This window comes from Thioclava pacifica DSM 10166, assembly GCF_000714535.1.
Lineage (GTDB): Bacteria > Pseudomonadota > Alphaproteobacteria > Rhodobacterales > Rhodobacteraceae > Thioclava > Thioclava pacifica.
In genome coordinates, this window is sequence record NZ_AUND01000001.1 from 179,644 (window position 1) to 193,477 (window position 13,834).

Annotated in this window: 16 protein-coding genes; 10 read left to right on the plus strand and 6 right to left on the minus strand. The window is 63.8% G+C overall.

What is annotated here, in order from left to right:
• The first annotated feature begins 7 nt into the window (after positions 1 to 7).
• Complete coding sequence (locus TP2_RS00655) at positions 8 to 1,330, plus strand: aspartate aminotransferase family protein (RefSeq protein WP_038072286.1); 1,323 nt, start codon at positions 8 to 10, stop codon at positions 1,328 to 1,330.
• Positions 1,327 to 2,079 carry a beta-keto acid cleavage family enzyme gene (locus tag TP2_RS00660; RefSeq protein WP_038072289.1) on the plus strand — a complete coding sequence of 251 codons (753 nt, stop codon included), beginning with the start codon at positions 1,327 to 1,329 and terminating at the stop codon, positions 2,077 to 2,079. The genes TP2_RS00655 and TP2_RS00660 overlap by 4 nt, the downstream gene beginning before the upstream one ends.
• On the opposite strand, the gene TP2_RS00665 is transcribed toward TP2_RS00660, so the two are convergent.
• The 5 genes from TP2_RS00665 to TP2_RS00685 are packed head-to-tail and all read right to left on the minus strand — an operon-like array spanning position 2,076 to position 6,802.
• Entirely contained in the window at positions 2,076 to 3,497 is a 1,422-nt protein-coding gene (locus tag TP2_RS00665; RefSeq protein WP_038072292.1) for a dihydrolipoyl dehydrogenase, read from the minus strand. The two genes, TP2_RS00660 and TP2_RS00665, sit on opposite strands and share 4 nt — an antisense overlap.
• 33 nt (positions 3,498 to 3,530) lie before the next feature.
• Complete coding sequence (locus tag TP2_RS00670) at positions 3,531 to 4,274, minus strand: glycosyltransferase family 2 protein (RefSeq protein WP_051692086.1); 744 nt, start codon at positions 4,272 to 4,274, stop codon at positions 3,531 to 3,533.
• Positions 4,271 to 4,846, minus strand: a complete 576-nt coding sequence (locus TP2_RS00675; protein ID WP_038072295.1) for a DedA family protein — start codon at positions 4,844 to 4,846, stop codon at positions 4,271 to 4,273. The genes TP2_RS00670 and TP2_RS00675 overlap by 4 nt, the downstream gene beginning before the upstream one ends.
• Positions 4,847 to 4,850: 4 nt before the next feature.
• Complete coding sequence (locus TP2_RS00680; protein ID WP_038073230.1) at positions 4,851 to 5,987, minus strand: ceramide glucosyltransferase; 1,137 nt, start codon at positions 5,985 to 5,987, stop codon at positions 4,851 to 4,853.
• Positions 5,984 to 6,802: a UDP-2,3-diacylglucosamine diphosphatase gene (locus TP2_RS00685; RefSeq protein ID WP_051692087.1), complete on the minus strand. Its 819-nt coding sequence runs from the start codon at positions 6,800 to 6,802 to the stop codon at positions 5,984 to 5,986. The genes TP2_RS00680 and TP2_RS00685 overlap by 4 nt, the downstream gene beginning before the upstream one ends.
• 325 nt (positions 6,803 to 7,127) lie before the next feature.
• On the opposite strand from TP2_RS00685, the gene uraH reads away from it, so the two are divergent.
• From uraH to TP2_RS00720, 7 genes are all read left to right on the plus strand, one after another.
• Positions 7,128 to 7,484, plus strand: coding sequence for a hydroxyisourate hydrolase (gene uraH, locus TP2_RS00690; RefSeq protein ID WP_038072298.1), 357 nt, complete (start codon positions 7,128 to 7,130; stop codon positions 7,482 to 7,484).
• Positions 7,485 to 7,609: 125 nt separating this feature from the next.
• Positions 7,610 to 8,887 carry a urate hydroxylase PuuD gene (locus TP2_RS00695; protein WP_051692088.1) on the plus strand — a complete coding sequence of 426 codons (1,278 nt, stop codon included), beginning with the start codon at positions 7,610 to 7,612 and terminating at the stop codon, positions 8,885 to 8,887.
• A 142-nt stretch (positions 8,888 to 9,029) separates the two neighbouring features.
• Entirely contained in the window at positions 9,030 to 9,659 is a 630-nt protein-coding gene (locus tag TP2_RS00700) for an ATP-dependent Clp protease proteolytic subunit (protein WP_038072301.1), read from the plus strand.
• A 116-nt stretch (positions 9,660 to 9,775) separates the two neighbouring features.
• On the plus strand, positions 9,776 to 11,041 hold the full coding sequence (clpX, locus tag TP2_RS00705) for an ATP-dependent Clp protease ATP-binding subunit ClpX (RefSeq protein ID WP_038072305.1): 1,266 nt from the start codon (positions 9,776 to 9,778) through the stop codon (positions 11,039 to 11,041).
• Positions 11,042 to 11,166: 125 nt separating this feature from the next.
• Positions 11,167 to 11,541 (plus strand): NADH:ubiquinone oxidoreductase subunit NDUFA12, encoded by a 375-nt coding sequence (locus tag TP2_RS00710; RefSeq protein ID WP_038072308.1) that lies wholly within the window; start codon positions 11,167 to 11,169, stop codon positions 11,539 to 11,541.
• Positions 11,542 to 11,553: 12 nt separating this feature from the next.
• Positions 11,554 to 12,024, plus strand: coding sequence for an outer membrane lipid asymmetry maintenance protein MlaD (gene mlaD, locus TP2_RS00715; protein ID WP_038072311.1), 471 nt, complete (start codon positions 11,554 to 11,556; stop codon positions 12,022 to 12,024).
• On the plus strand, positions 12,021 to 12,434 hold the full coding sequence (locus TP2_RS00720; RefSeq protein WP_051692089.1) for a DUF2155 domain-containing protein: 414 nt from the start codon (positions 12,021 to 12,023) through the stop codon (positions 12,432 to 12,434). The genes mlaD and TP2_RS00720 overlap by 4 nt, the downstream gene beginning before the upstream one ends.
• On the opposite strand, the gene aat is transcribed toward TP2_RS00720, so the two are convergent.
• Positions 12,398 to 13,036, minus strand: a complete 639-nt coding sequence (aat, locus tag TP2_RS00725; protein WP_038072314.1) for a leucyl/phenylalanyl-tRNA--protein transferase — start codon at positions 13,034 to 13,036, stop codon at positions 12,398 to 12,400. The two genes, TP2_RS00720 and aat, sit on opposite strands and share 37 nt — an antisense overlap.
• A gap of 71 nt (positions 13,037 to 13,107) precedes the next feature.
• On the opposite strand from aat, the gene TP2_RS00730 reads away from it, so the two are divergent.
• The gene (locus TP2_RS00730) at positions 13,108 to 13,818 is read left to right on the plus strand and encodes a class I SAM-dependent methyltransferase (protein ID WP_038072317.1); all 711 of its coding nucleotides are present in this window, start codon (positions 13,108 to 13,110) and stop codon (positions 13,816 to 13,818) included.
• Positions 13,819 to 13,834: the final 16 nt, after the last annotated feature.

A 13,834-nucleotide genomic window follows, 5' to 3' on the forward strand; every position in this document is an offset into this window, starting at 1 on the left:
GACCGATATGAGCCACGTTTTCCCGCGTCACACGAAGTCCAACCCGCCCTTGGCCGTAAAGGGCGACGGCATCTACATCCTCGATTCGAACGGCAAGCGTTATCTCGATGGATCGGGCGGGGCGGCGGTCTCCTGTCTCGGTCACTCTGACGCTGACGTGATCGCGGCGATCAAGGAGCAAATCGACAATATCGCCTTTGCGCATACCGGATTCTTTACCTCCGAGCCTGCCGAACGGCTGGCCGATCGGCTCATCGCTCACGCGCCGGGGAGCCTTGATCGCGTCTATTTCACCTCCGGGGGATCGGAGGCGGTGGAGAGCGCGCTGAAGATGGCGCGGCAGTATTTCGTGGAGAAGGGCGAGTCGAGCCGGTCGCATTTCATCGCGCGCCGTCAGTCCTATCATGGCAACACGCTGGGCGCGCTGGCCGCAGGCGGAAACGAATGGCGCCGCGCGCAGTTCAACCCGCTGCTGATCGACGTCAGCCACATCGCGCCCGTGCATGAATACCGTTGGCGCGAAGAGGGGGAGACCTCGGAGGAGTACGGTCTGCGCGTCGCCAACGAGTTGGAGACGGAAATCCAGCGTCTCGGGGCCGAGAACGTGATCGGCTTCATCGCCGAGCCGGTCGTCGGCGCCACGATGGGCGCTGTGCCGCCGGTGCCGGGTTACTTCAAACGCATCCGCGAGATCTGCGATCAATACGGCATCCTGCTGATCCTCGACGAGGTGATGTGCGGCATGGGCCGGACCGGCACTCTGTTCGCTTGTGAGCAGGACGGGATCGCGCCCGATATCGTCACCATCGCGAAGGGGCTTGGCGCGGGGTATCAGCCGATTGGCGCGGCGCTCTGCACCTCTGAGATCTACGAGGCTTTCGTCAACGGTTCGGGCTTCTTCCAGCACGGCCACACCTATATCGGCCACCCGACCGCGACCGCCGCCGGCGATGCGGTGGTGAAGAAACTGACGGAAGGCGGCATGGTCACCCGCGCGGCCGAGCAGGGCGAAAAGCTCGACGCGGCGCTGCGCGAGGCCTTCGGCCAGCATCCCCATATCGGCGATATTCGCGGGCGCGGCATGTTCCGCGGGCTCGAGATCGTGGCCGACCGCGCCACGAAAGCGCCAATGGACCCGGCCAAGGCGGTGAACAAGAAGATCAAGGCGGCGGCCTTCGAGGCCGGGCTCGTCTGCTACCCGATGGGCGGCACGATCGACGGGCAGCGGGGCGATCACATCCTGCTCGCCCCGCCCTTCATCATCAGTGATGACCAGATCGGCGAGCTGGTGGACAAGCTCGGCACCGCGATCCGGGGCGTACTGGGATGAGCCTGCCGCGCATCATGGTCGCGCCGAACGGGGCGACGAAGACCAAGGCCGATCACCCTGCGTTGCCGATCACGCTCGACGAAATCACCGAGACCGCGCTGGCCTGCCGCGCGGCGGGCGCAGGTGCGCTGCATCTGCATCTGCGCGACGATGCCGAGGGGCATCTGCTCGACACCGGGGCTTACCGGGAGGCGCAGGCCCATCTGCGCCCGCGCTTGGGCGACATGGCGATCCAGATCACGACCGAGGCCTCGGGGCGCTACGAGCCTGGGCACCAGCGCTATGTGGCGCTGAACTCGGGGGCGAATATGGTCTCGGTCTCGACCCGCGAGATGCTGCGCGATCCCGAGCCGTTGGCGAGGAAGTTCTACGAGGAAGCGGCCGAGCGCGGTATTGCGATCCAGCATATCCTCTATTCGCGCGAGGATGCCGAGGCGCTAGCGCGTGTGCTGCCGGATCGGCTGCTGCAAGATCCTGGGCTGCAACTGATCTTCGTGATGGGCCGCTATGTCGAGGGGCAGGTCTCGACGCCTGCGATGCTAGACCCGTTCCTGAACTGGATGCAGGCCGAGGCGATCACCCCCGATTGGGCGATCTGCGCCTTCGGTCAGGGCGAGACGGCCTGCCTGCGAAATGCGCTGGAAAAAGGCGGCAAGGCGCGGGTCGGGTTCGAGAACTCGCTCGTGATGGAAGACGGCAGCACCGCGCGCGACAATGCCGCGCGCGTGGCCGCCATCGCCGCCCTTTAATCGAGCGCCGGATGCCCCGTCGCGGGGCAGTCGGCCAGATCCGAGCGCCCCGGATCGGGCAGCTCTTTCGCGATCTGGCGCAGCGCACCGCGCAGGCCCTCTTCCAAAACGGGGTGGTAGAAGGGCATCGCCAGCATGTCATGCACATCCATCCCGGCCTGGATCGCGAACCCGAAGAGATGGGCGAAATGCTCGCCCGCGGGCAGGGCCATCTCGGTCCCCAAGAGCTTGCCGCTCCCGGCCTCGGCATAGATGCGGATCATCCCGTGGGCGGTCTCGGCCATCCGCGCGCGCGGCTGTTTCGAAAAATCGGCGGCCCCGATCAGGATGTCCTGCCCCTCCAGCTCCTTGAAGGTCTTGCCCACGCGCACGGCGTTCGGCGCGCTGAAGGCAATCGCAAGCGGAGTGCGGCGGCAATAGGCGGTGTCGCTTGCGGCTAGCGCGTTGCGGCCCGCGATATGACCCTCATCGGCGGCCTCGTGCAGGATCGGGCGGATGCCGTTCGCATCGCCCGTCATGAAGACCGGCAGATCGCCGATGCGCATCGTGCAGGGGTCGACCTCGGGCATGCCGCGATCGCTGAGCGGGACGCCGAGGCTCTCAAGTCCCAGCCCCGCGATATTGGGCTTGCGCCCCATCGCGGCGAGCACCGCATCGGCCTCGAAACTCACCCCGTCGCCGCCCTTCACGATCAGACAGCTGTCGCCCTCGGAAATCTCGGCGCCCGCGCCGAGATGCAGCGGGAGTTCCGAGGCGATCCGCTCGCGCAGCACCGCGCCCACCTCCGGATCGGTCATGCCCGCGACCGTCTCAAGCGCGTCGAACCCATGCACTTCGATCCCGCACCGCGCCATCGCCTGCGCCAGCTCCACCCCGATCGCCCCCATGCCGATCACCGCGATCCGCTTCGGCAGGTCGGGCAGCTCGAAGATCGTGTCGGTGGTCAGGATGCGATTGCCGAAGGCCTCCCAAGGCTTGGGCAGAACGGGCGAGGACCCGGTCGCAATGATGATCGCGTCCGCCGTGACCTCGCCATGCCCCTCGATCTCGACCCGGTTCGGCCCGAGTAGCTTCGCGCGCGCCGAGATTGCCTTCTCGCCAAGGTTGTCCGGGATCGACCGGGGCGAGCGGGTGAAACCGTCGCGCATCCGGCGCACGCGCTCCATCAGGGCGGGGATGTCGATGCTCAGCCCGTCCGCCCCGCCGATCCCGAAGGCCTCGAAATCGTGACGGCGGTGATAGGCATTCGCGGCCTCGATCAGCACCTTGGAGGGCATGCAGCCGCGCGCGGCGCAGGTCGTGCCCCAATCGCCCGCATTCACGATCAGGAAATCCTCGGTCTCGCGGCGCACCTCGCGCAGGGCCGAGATCCCGGCCGAGCCGGAGCCGATGATGATGACGCGTTTATGTTGGGACATGGGGCCTCCGATTTGTCTTCCGGAGCGAACCCGTCAGTGTGGCATTCGTTCCGCTTGTGCCTGCAGGGAGGGCTGTACATCCGCCCGGACCCGCAAGCCTCTCATTGCCTGAATTTGGGCCAGCGCGCGATGCGGCGCAATGGTGCGGAAGATGTCGCGCATCATTCGGGCGTCGGCGGCGAGCCCCGCGCGCCAGTTGCCGAGCTTGGCCGATTTCATCGGGCTGTCCACGCCGGGCCAGTGAACCACGGCGATCCGGGCGCGCTCGGCGATCCAGAGCCGGTTCATGAACACCTCCAGCCCGAAGCGGGGCAGGGCGTTCAACTCATCAAGGCGCGCGGCCAGCATCTCGCGCGGGATCACCCGCTCGCCCGAGATGTAATCGAGCCCGATCACCCGCCAGGTGCGCGGCGCGTTGCGGCGCAGGCTGATCGTGACATCGGCCTGACCGCTGACCACAGGCGCAATCAGCGCGCCGAGATCGCCATGGGTCAGCCCCAGCAGGTCGCTGTCGAGCAGCATCAGATGCGAGCCCGCTGCCTCGGCGATCCCGGCGGCCACGGCGGCGGTCTTGCCGCCATTCTCCGCTTGGCGCAGCACGCGCAGATGCGGATGGGCGTCGCGGTAGCCCTCGGCGATCTCGGGCGTGCCGTCGTGCGAGCCGTCGTCGATCACGATCACTTCCGTGATCTGCGGATGGCCCAGCACGCGCTCGAGCACCGCCGCGATGCGCGGGGCCTCGTTATAGGCGGGAATGATGCAGCTGATCGTGGTCATCCGTGTTGCCTCTTGCGGCGAAAGAACCAGATCGTGGCGCCGAACAGGATCAGCACCAGCAGGATCAGCGACCCCTTGGTCAGCCAACTGTCGATCTTGCCGTAATAGGAGCCCAGCCAATAGCCGAGCGCGACGAAGGCGAGCGATTTCGGGATCGTCGCGATCAGGTTGGTCAGCGTGAAAAGCCAGATATTCATCCGTGCGATCCCGGCTGCGACCAGAACCGGCGCACCCGCCGAGTGGGTCCATTTGCCGAAAAGCAGGGTCTTTACACCCTTGTTCTGGAAATGCCGACCCGCGCTGACGAGCCGCGCACGGTTCAGCCCCAGCTTGTCGCGCCAGCGCTTGGGCATTCGGTTCAGACCCCAGCGGCCCAGAGAATAAAGCCCCACATCGCCCACGACGTCGGCGAGGATTACGATGATCGAGACCGACCAGACCGAAAAAAGGTTCTGGCTCGCAAGCCAGGCGGCGATCACCGTCACGATCGGGCCTTCGAGCACCGCGATCGGCGCGATCACGGCCAGCCCGTGTTTCGCCATTAATGCGGTAAGGGTCTCGAGGCCGATCATCGGATCACTCCGCTGCCCGTATGTCGCGGGTGACTTCCTGATGCGACATGTCATTGCCGCGCCACGTGAAATCACGCCCGAACCAGGTCTTGACCCAGAGCGCGGGCAGCATTGCGTCACGAAGGACGAAGGCGGCGATGTCGCGGGGGCTTGCGGGCCAGCCGGCGATGCGGGCCAGCACGATCTCGGCGCCATACCAGAGCGTCACGAGCAGCGGCAGCGCGATCCAGGGCAGCGCACCGAGTGCCGCCAGCGCGAGCGCGCTCAGGAAGGGCAGGAACGGGCCTTGTGCGATCTCGGCGGTAAAGATCGCGACAAACCCGTCGCGACGCACCTTGGACCAGCGCAGCTGACGATCCCAGACCGCGCGGGCCGAGCGTTCACCGATTGGCTGCGCGAACAGGTGGCGCGTCAGACGCACCTTCAGGCCCTGGCCGCGCACCAGCTTGGTCGAGGCCACGTCCTCGGCCATGTTGCGCCCCAGCGCCTCGAAACCGCCGCCCGCCATCAGGATATCGCGCCGCCAGAACAGCGATTTTCCCTGCGCAAAGCCAAGCCCGATCATGTCCGCCGCCACCTGCCAGCGCGCCTGATTGGTGTTCAGGAAAGCCGCTTCGACCGCGCCCCAAAGGTTGCCGGGGCGATCACCCGTGGGTGGGGCCGAGACGAGCCCGGTACCCGGACGCCACTCGGCCAGCAGACGTTGCAGGTAGTCGGGTGGCAGCATCAGGTTGCTGTCGGCCATCGCAAGCCACTCTGCCTCGGTCGCAGATAGCCCCTTGTGCAGGTTGTTGAGTTTCGGGTTGCCCGAAACCGGATCGAGCCCGGTCAGCAGGCGGGCGCGCACATGCGGATGCTCGGCGATCAGGCGGCGCACCAGCACGCAGGCCGGGTCATGTTCGGAAGGTGCGCAGAAGATCACCTCGTAATTCGGGTAATCGAGGGTGAAGGAGGAGCCGAGCGTTTCCGCGTCGAAGGGATCGAGCCCGCAGACCGGACGCAGAAGGGCCACGAAGGGCAGGTTTTCAGGCACCTGCTTGGCGGGCTGCGCCTCGCGCCAGGCGGTCATGGCGGCGCTCAGGAGATGGGCGGCGAGGGTGAGGCCCAGAAGGGCTGCGAGGAGGGAAACGAGGATCGTCATGCGCGCACCTTCGCGACGGCGGGCGTCGCGCTTTGAACCGAAACCGGGGCGCGCTGGGCGCTCCATTGCACAAGTTGCAGCGCGCCGCTGTGATCTTCGGCAAGCGCCGTCAGGCTGTCCACCCAGTCGCCGCAATTGGCATAGGTCAGTCCTCTGGCCGCACGCAGCGCAGGCTTGTGCGAGTGGCCGCAGATGATGCCGTCAACCTGGGCGCTCTCGGCCAGTGCGAGCAGGCGTTTCTCGTAGCCGCCCCCGCGGGCCAACAGGTGGTTCACCCCCGAGATCGCGAGCAGGATGAGGCTGCGCTCGGTCTCGCTTCGCCCGAGTCTGCGCCGGAGCCACGCATCGATGCCACGAAAGAGCGCATCCATCCGGCTTCCGAAGCGCGTCATCGCGTGCCAGCGCAAGATGCGCGCGTCGCATTGATCGCCGTGCAGCACAAGATAGCGCTGGCCGTCCGCGCCGATATGGATCTCGGTCTCGGCCAGCTCGAAATTGAGGAAGTTCATTCCGGGTGCACGCATCGGCGCATCATGGTTGCCCGGCAGATAAACGATGCGCGTGCCCGCGGCGGCGTAGGCTTCGAGGATCTCTATGATCTCGCTGTGCTTGGCCTCCCATTGCACCGCCCCGCCATGCCACAGATCGAGAATGTCGCCCACGAGATAGATCGTCTCGGCTTCGACCTCGCGCAGGAATTCGAGGATGGGGCCCGGGCTGCACCCGCGCGCGCCGAGGTGGAAATCCGATAGAAAAAGGCTGCGATAGCGTTGCGGGGCGCGAAGGCGGGTGGATCGGTCTTGCGGGAGTGTCATGTCGCGTCTCCGGTTACGGCGCTTTGTCGGCGAAGCGCCCGCCCGGGGCGCGGGAGGGTGTCGGATGCGAGAAGGTGGCGAAGCAGTCAGGCTGTGCCATGGGAACTCTTCAATTCTCTTCTTGTGCTGCGCATCGCCTTTGCGCGTGACGCGGGTGTGACGGCTGCGTGAAACTCCTATGTCACCTAAAGTCCCTTTGGGGGGGGATCAACCGCAGGGCTCTGCAACATAAAGCAAATTCCGGTGATCGCGCGATATCTTGCGGTCTGCTTTCTGCGGCCGCATAGTGGTTGGGATATGCTTGAAAGCGCGAAGGAGTACGGCGATGGCGGGATATCTGACGACCCATGTGCTCGACACGGCGCGGGGTTGCCCCGCCGAGGGGTTGCGCATCGCGCTTTACGCGATCAAGGGGCATAACCGCGAGCTGATCGCGGAAACCGCCACGAATTCGGACGGGCGCACCGACACGCCGATCCTGCCGGCGGAATGTTTTGCGACCGGCACTTACGAGCTGATCTTCGCGGCGGGCGATTACCTGCGCGCCAGCGGGCAGGCGGGCGAGGAGCCGCTTTTCCTCGACGAGATCCCGATCCGCTTCGGCATGTCCGATCTGCAGGCGCATTACCATGTGCCTTTGCTGCTCTCGCCCTACAGCTTCTCGACCTATCGCGGCAGCTGAACGCGTGAGCCGGGGCGGCCTGCCTCGATTTTGGGCATTCGGGTAAATTCCGGGCTTTTCCGTCGCGCCATCGCTTGCGCTCGCGCAAAGCTTGGGAAACTCTGGCGCAAAACGAGGGATGACCGATGGATTACACGTTTTGGCTGGAATGGGCGCAATTCGCGGTGCGCTGGCTGCATCTGATCACCGCGATCGCGTGGATCGGGTCGTCCTTCTATTTCATCGCGCTTGATCTGGGCCTCGCGCCCGAACCGGGTGCGCCCAAGGGCGTGAACGGGGCAGCCTGGCAGGTCCATGGCGGCGGTTTCTACCATATCCAGAAATACATGGTCGCTCCCGAGCGGATGCCCGACCGGCTGACTTGGTTCAAATGGGAAAGCTACATGACCTGGGTGTCGGGCTTTGCCATGCTGGTCCTGCTCTATTGGGCGGGGGCGCAGTTCTACCTGATCGACCCGCGGGTGATGGAGATGCCGGTCTGGGTGGGCATCCTGATCTCGGCGGGCTCGCTCACGATCGGCTGGCTGTTCTACGACTGGCTGTGCAAATCGCGCTTCGGGGTGGACAACAACAAGCTGATGATCGGGTTGTTCCTGCTGCTCGTCCTGATGAGCTGGGGCTATACGCAGGTCTTCACCGGCCGCGCCGCGCTCTTGCACATGGGCGCCTTCACGGCGACGATCATGACGGCCAATGTCTTCTTCATCATCATGCCGAACCAGCGCATCGTGGTGGCCGATCTCAAGGCGGGCCGCACGCCCGATCCGAAATACGGCAAGATCGCTAAGCAGCGCTCGACGCATAACAACTACCTGACGCTGCCGGTCATTTTCCTGATGCTGTCGAACCATTATCCGCTGGCTTTCGCGAGTGAATACAATTGGCTGATCTGCTCGCTGGTGTTCCTGATGGGCGTGACGATCCGGCATTTCTTCAACACCCATCATGCCCATAAGGGCAATCCGTGGTGGACGTGGGGTGCGACCGCCGTGCTGTTCTTCGCGATCATCTGGCTGTCCTCGATCCCGAAACCCGACGCGGGCGATGATGCCGAGGTCAGCGCGATGCTGACCCCTTACGAGCAGCGCTTCGCAGAGGCGCCGGGCTTTCAGGACGTGAGCGATATTGTGCTCGGCCGGTGCTCGATGTGCCATGCGAACGAACCGGGCTTCGAGGGAATCGGGCGCGCGCCGAAGGGTGTTCATCTCGAGACCCCTCGCGAGGTCGCCGCCGCTGCGCGCGAGATCTATGTTCAGGCCGGGCTGACCGACGCGATGCCGCCCGCGAATCTCTCCTACATGGAGCCGGAGGAGCGTGCGGCGATCCGGGCCTGGTATCGTGCGGGCGAAGCGGGGGAGCGGGTTCAGGCCTCGGCGGCCAACGCCGAGGATACGCAGGGCTGAACGCGCAGGGCGCTCTACGCCTTTCGTCGGGTCGAGCGGGTTCCATGCCTGCGCGCCCTTGAAGCTCCCGAGCGGCCTCACTAAGACTTCTGTAAAGAACTGACGATATGAATTTCGTGCAAGACCAGGAAGGGCACCGCAGATGAAAGATCCCCACGAGTTTTACATGAACACGCTGGTGCCGATGGTGGTCGAACAGACCTCGCGCGGCGAGCGGGCCTACGACATCTATTCGCGCCTCCTGAAGGAGCGGATCATCTTCCTGTCGGGCCCGGTGCATGACGGCATGTCGACGCTGATCTGCGCGCAGCTCCTGTTCCTCGAGGCCGAGAACCCGAAGAAAGAGATCGCGATGTATATCAACTCGCCGGGCGGCGTGGTGACGAGCGGCCTCTCGATCTACGACACGATGCAATACATCAAGCCGAAGGTCTCGACGCTGGTGATCGGTCAGGCGGCCTCGATGGGTTCGCTGCTTCTGACCGCGGGCGAGAAGGGAATGCGTTTCTCGCTCCCGAATTCGCGCGTCATGGTCCACCAGCCCTCGGGCGGCTACCAGGGTCAGGCGACGGATATCATGATCCACGCCCGCGAGACCGAGAAGCTCAAGCGCCGCCTCAACGAGATTTACGTCAAGCATACCGGCAACGATTACGACACGATCGAAGCCGGTCTGGAGCGCGACAACTTCATGTCTGCGCAAGAGGCGAAAGACTGGGGCCTGATCGACGAGATCCTCGAAAGTCGCGGTGGCGAAGACGGCGAAAAGTGATCTCCCCGCTTAACCGCCGGGTGATTTTGACATTGAGGTGACGGTTGGCCTGTCCTACTCTTGACGGGACAGGCCAATTCACGAAGCCCGGGCGGCCGGGCAGGCAGAGGTAATAGATGGCGAACTCGAACGGCTCCGACAGCAAGAACACGCTTTACTGCTCGTTCTGCGGCAAAAGCCAGCATGAGGTGCGCAAGCTGATCGCGGGTCCGACCGTGTTCATCTGCGACGAATGCGTCGAGCTGTGCATGGACATTATCCGCGAGGAAACGAAGTCGGCCGGCCTGAAGTCGACCGACGGCGTGCCGACCCCGCGCGATATCTGCAAGGTGCTCGACGATTACGTGATCGGTCAGGAACATGCCAAGCGCGTGCTCTCGGTCGCGGTGCACAATCACTACAAGCGCCTCAACCACGGTACGAAGACGGATATCGAACTCGCGAAGTCGAACATCCTGCTGATCGGTCCGACCGGCTGCGGCAAGACGCTTCTGGCGCAAACGCTGGCGCGCATCCTCGATGTGCCCTTCACGATGGCCGATGCGACCACGCTGACCGAAGCGGGTTATGTGGGTGAGGATGTGGAGAACATCATCCTCAAGCTGCTGCAGGCGTCGGAATACAACGTCGAGCGCGCGCAGCGCGGCATCGTCTATATCGACGAGGTCGACAAGATCACGCGCAAGTCGGACAACCCCTCGATCACCCGCGACGTTTCGGGCGAGGGCGTGCAGCAGGCGCTTCTGAAGATCATGGAAGGCACCGTGGCCAGCGTTCCCCCGCAAGGTGGGCGCAAGCATCCACAGCAGGAATTCCTGCAGGTCGACACCACGAATATCCTCTTTATCTGCGGTGGCGCGTTTGCCGGTCTCGACCGGATCATCGCGCAGCGCGGCAAGGGGTCTGCGATCGGCTTCGGCGCGGATGTGAAGGACAATGACGAACGCAATGTCGGCGAACTCTTCAAGGAGCTTGAACCCGAAGATCTGTTGAAATTCGGCCTGATCCCGGAATTCGTCGGTCGTCTGCCGGTGATTGCGACGCTGACCGATCTCGATGCCGAAGCGCTCGTCACCATCCTGACCGAGCCGAAGAACGCGCTGGTCAAGCAATATCAGCGTCTGTTCGAGATCGAGGATGTGAAGCTGAGCTTCACCGAGGATGCGCTTAACGCGATCGCCAAGCGCGCCATCGAACGCAAGACCGGCGCGCGCGGCCTGCGCTCGATCATGGAAGACATCCTGCTCGACACGATGTTCGAACTGCCCGGCATGGAAGAGGTCGAGGAAGTCGTGGTCAACGAAGAGGCCGTGACCCAGGGCGAAGCCAAGCCCCTCCTGATCTATGCCGACGCAAAGAAAGAGGGCAAATCCGCAAGCTGAGCGATGCGGATAAAGCCAGGAAAAAAGGGCGAGCTTCGGCTCGCCCTTTCGTTTTTCGACACGCGCCACTGGACCTCGACGCGCCGTTGGATATAACAGGCGGGACGCATTGCGGAGGTTGCCCCATGAAGTTCCTGCTTCAAATTCTCACTTGGTGGAACGGCTCGACCGTCGGAACGTCGCTTTTCACCGCGCGCAAGGGCGTGAAAGTGGGCGAAGATGAGCAAGGCAACATCTATTACCAGACCAAGGACGGCAAGAAGCGCTGGGTGATCTACAACGGTGAGAGCGAGGCGAGCCGCATCCCGCCGGATTGGCATGGCTGGATCCATTTCACCTATGACGAACCGCCGACCGACAAGCCGCTGGCGCATAAACCCTGGGAAAAGCCGCATCATGAGAACTACACCGGCACCGAGGCCGCTTACGTGCCGCCGGGTTCGATCCGTCTGGCCCACCCGGTGGAGCGCCGCGATTACGAGGCCTGGCAGCCCGAATAAGGCAGGCGCGCGATGAGCGAGAATCGCACCGAAATCCTCACTGGCGCCGTGGTGCTGGTCGTTGCCTTGGGCTTTCTGGTCTGGGCAGGCAAGGGCATTGGTCTTGGCCCCGATGGGGGTAGCTATCCGTTGCATGCCTCGTTCCGCTCGGTTGGCGGGATTGTTCCGGGCACTGATGTCCGCCTTGCAGGCGTCAAGGTCGGTACCGTGACCGATGTGAAGCTCAATCCGCAGACCTTCTTCGCCGATACGACGATTTCAGTGCGTGACGGGGTGGAACTGCCCGAGGATACGGTGATCGCGGTCACGCAGGATGGGCTTCTGGGGTCTAATTACATCGAGTTGATTCCAGGCGGTGCGATCGACAACCTCAATCCGGGTGATGAGATTCTCGACACGCAAAGCGCGGTTTCGGTCCTGAACCTGATGATGAAGTTCGCGGGCGGCGGCAGCGACGGCGGCGAAGGGGAGAGCGCGCAATGATCCGAGCCTTGGCCTTTGCGCTGGCGATGATCCCGATGGTCGCCGGGGCGCAGGAATTGCTGCCCGAGGTCACGCCGGATGACCAGATCCCGGTGGATGAGCCCGCGAAAGGGCTCGCGGACGGAACCGGCGCGATGCTGCGCGGCCTCGACAAGGTGTCGGGCGTCAGCTCGGATATTTCGCTCAATGTCGGGCAAAGCGTCGATTACGGGTTCATCACGATCAGCCTGCGTGAATGCCGCTACCCGGCCGATGACCCCTCTTCGGATGCCTATGCCTTCGTGACGGTGACCGAACAGGGCAAGCCGCAGCCGGATTTTTCTGGCTGGATGATCGCGTCGAGCCCCGCACTCTCGGCGCTCGACCACCCGCGCTATGATGTCTGGGTCATTCGCTGCAAGAGCGAGTGAGGATCTGGCACTTCCGGCGCATTGAAATCCGCTTCCTGGCGTAGGGCGCGCGCAAGCCGTGCACGGTATTCGGCGCGTGGAATTTCGACCGCGCCGAGGGTTGCGAGATGCGGGGTGATATACTGCGTGTCGAATAGCGAAAAGCCCGCCTGGCGTAGTCGGTCCACGAGATAGGCCAGCGCGGTTTTCGACGCATTGCTGCGGCGCGAGAACATGCTCTCGCCGAAGAACGACGCGCCAAGAGTGATCCCGAAGATGCCGCCGCTCAGCGCGCCGTCTTGCCAGACCTCTAGACTGTGGGCGAAACCGGCCCCGTGAAGCTGGTCGTAGAGTGCAAAGAGCGGCCCGTTGATCCAGGTCTCGTCGCGATCCGCGCAGCCCTCCACCACGGCGCGAAATGCCCGGTTTGTTGAAATAGTGTAATTCCCACGCCGGATATGCTTCGCGAGGGACCGCGAAATGTGGAAATTCTGTAAGGGCACGATGCCCCGCATCGCCGGATCGAACCAGTGAAGTTGCGGGTTTTCCCGGCTTTCGGCCATCGGGAAGATGCCTTGCGCATAGCCTGCGAGCAGAAGTTCCGCGCTCAACCTGTCCGTCATTTTCTTGCCCGGTTCTCCCGTTATGCCTAGGCTCCGAGCCAAGATGAACCAGAGCAGGGCCGAGCGCAAACATGGGTTTCTATGATTTTCTTCCCAAGATCGGCCGCTATGCTGAGGATCCCGGCACGGTCGAGCGGATGAACCTGCGCCACAAGATGATCATCAAGCCTCTGGAGAGCGAGATCGAGGGCAAACGCGTGCTTGATCTGGCAGCCCATGACGGGCGGTGGGCCTATGCGTTTGCCGCCGCCGGCGCGCGTGAGGTGATCGGGATCGAAGGCCGTCAGGAGCTGATCGACCGGTTCGAAGAATTCCCCCGCGCCCATCTGCGCGAAAAGGTGAAACTCGTCTGCGACGATATCTATGACGGGATGCAAAAACTGATCGACGCAGGCGAGCGTTTCGACGTGGTCGGCGTACTGGGCATCCTTTACCACGTGATGGATCACTTCCGCCTGTTCCAGCTGGTGCGCAAGCTCGGCCCCGAGCTGGTGATCGTGGACAGTGAATTCGCGCAGCGGCCGGGTCCGGTGATCATTCTGATGCGCGAGCGAACGGATAACGAGTTGAACTCGATCCCGCAGATCGAGGGGCAGGAAAAGGCGTTGATCGGGATTCCGTCCTTCCCCGCGATGGAGGCGATGGCCGATGTGCTCGATTATGATTGTCACTGGTTGGATTGGAATGAGATCGGGCCGGGCAAGCGGCGCCATATCGGCGATTACTACCGTCCGGCTGATCAGGCGAAGAAACGCGGAACCTGCCTGCTGACGCCGAAATGAAAAACGCCCCCGAAAC

Excerpts from the sequence above, each read along its gene's own strand:
- TP2_RS00655 (WP_038072286.1), top strand. The coding sequence starts at position 8 with ATGAGCCACGTTTTCCCGCGTCACACGAAGTCCAACCCGCCCTTGGCC.
- TP2_RS00660 (WP_038072289.1), top strand. The coding sequence starts at position 1,327 with ATGAGCCTGCCGCGCATCATGGTCGCGCCGAACGGGGCGACGAAGACC.
- TP2_RS00665 (WP_038072292.1), bottom strand. The coding sequence starts at position 3,497 with ATGTCCCAACATAAACGCGTCATCATCATCGGCTCCGGCTCGGCCGGG.
- TP2_RS00670 (WP_051692086.1), bottom strand. The coding sequence starts at position 4,274 with ATGACCACGATCAGCTGCATCATTCCCGCCTATAACGAGGCCCCGCGC.
- TP2_RS00675 (WP_038072295.1), bottom strand. The coding sequence starts at position 4,846 with ATGATCGGCCTCGAGACCCTTACCGCATTAATGGCGAAACACGGGCTG.
- TP2_RS00680 (WP_038073230.1), bottom strand. The coding sequence starts at position 5,987 with ATGACGATCCTCGTTTCCCTCCTCGCAGCCCTTCTGGGCCTCACCCTC.
- TP2_RS00685 (WP_051692087.1), bottom strand. The coding sequence starts at position 6,802 with ATGACACTCCCGCAAGACCGATCCACCCGCCTTCGCGCCCCGCAACGC.
- uraH (WP_038072298.1), top strand. The coding sequence starts at position 7,128 with ATGGCGGGATATCTGACGACCCATGTGCTCGACACGGCGCGGGGTTGC.
- TP2_RS00695 (WP_051692088.1), top strand. The coding sequence starts at position 7,610 with ATGGATTACACGTTTTGGCTGGAATGGGCGCAATTCGCGGTGCGCTGG.
- TP2_RS00700 (WP_038072301.1), top strand. The coding sequence starts at position 9,030 with ATGAAAGATCCCCACGAGTTTTACATGAACACGCTGGTGCCGATGGTG.
- clpX (WP_038072305.1), top strand. The coding sequence starts at position 9,776 with ATGGCGAACTCGAACGGCTCCGACAGCAAGAACACGCTTTACTGCTCG.
- TP2_RS00710 (WP_038072308.1), top strand. The coding sequence starts at position 11,167 with ATGAAGTTCCTGCTTCAAATTCTCACTTGGTGGAACGGCTCGACCGTC.
- mlaD (WP_038072311.1), top strand. The coding sequence starts at position 11,554 with ATGAGCGAGAATCGCACCGAAATCCTCACTGGCGCCGTGGTGCTGGTC.
- TP2_RS00720 (WP_051692089.1), top strand. The coding sequence starts at position 12,021 with ATGATCCGAGCCTTGGCCTTTGCGCTGGCGATGATCCCGATGGTCGCC.
- aat (WP_038072314.1), bottom strand. The coding sequence starts at position 13,036 with ATGACGGACAGGTTGAGCGCGGAACTTCTGCTCGCAGGCTATGCGCAA.
- TP2_RS00730 (WP_038072317.1), top strand. The coding sequence starts at position 13,108 with ATGGGTTTCTATGATTTTCTTCCCAAGATCGGCCGCTATGCTGAGGAT.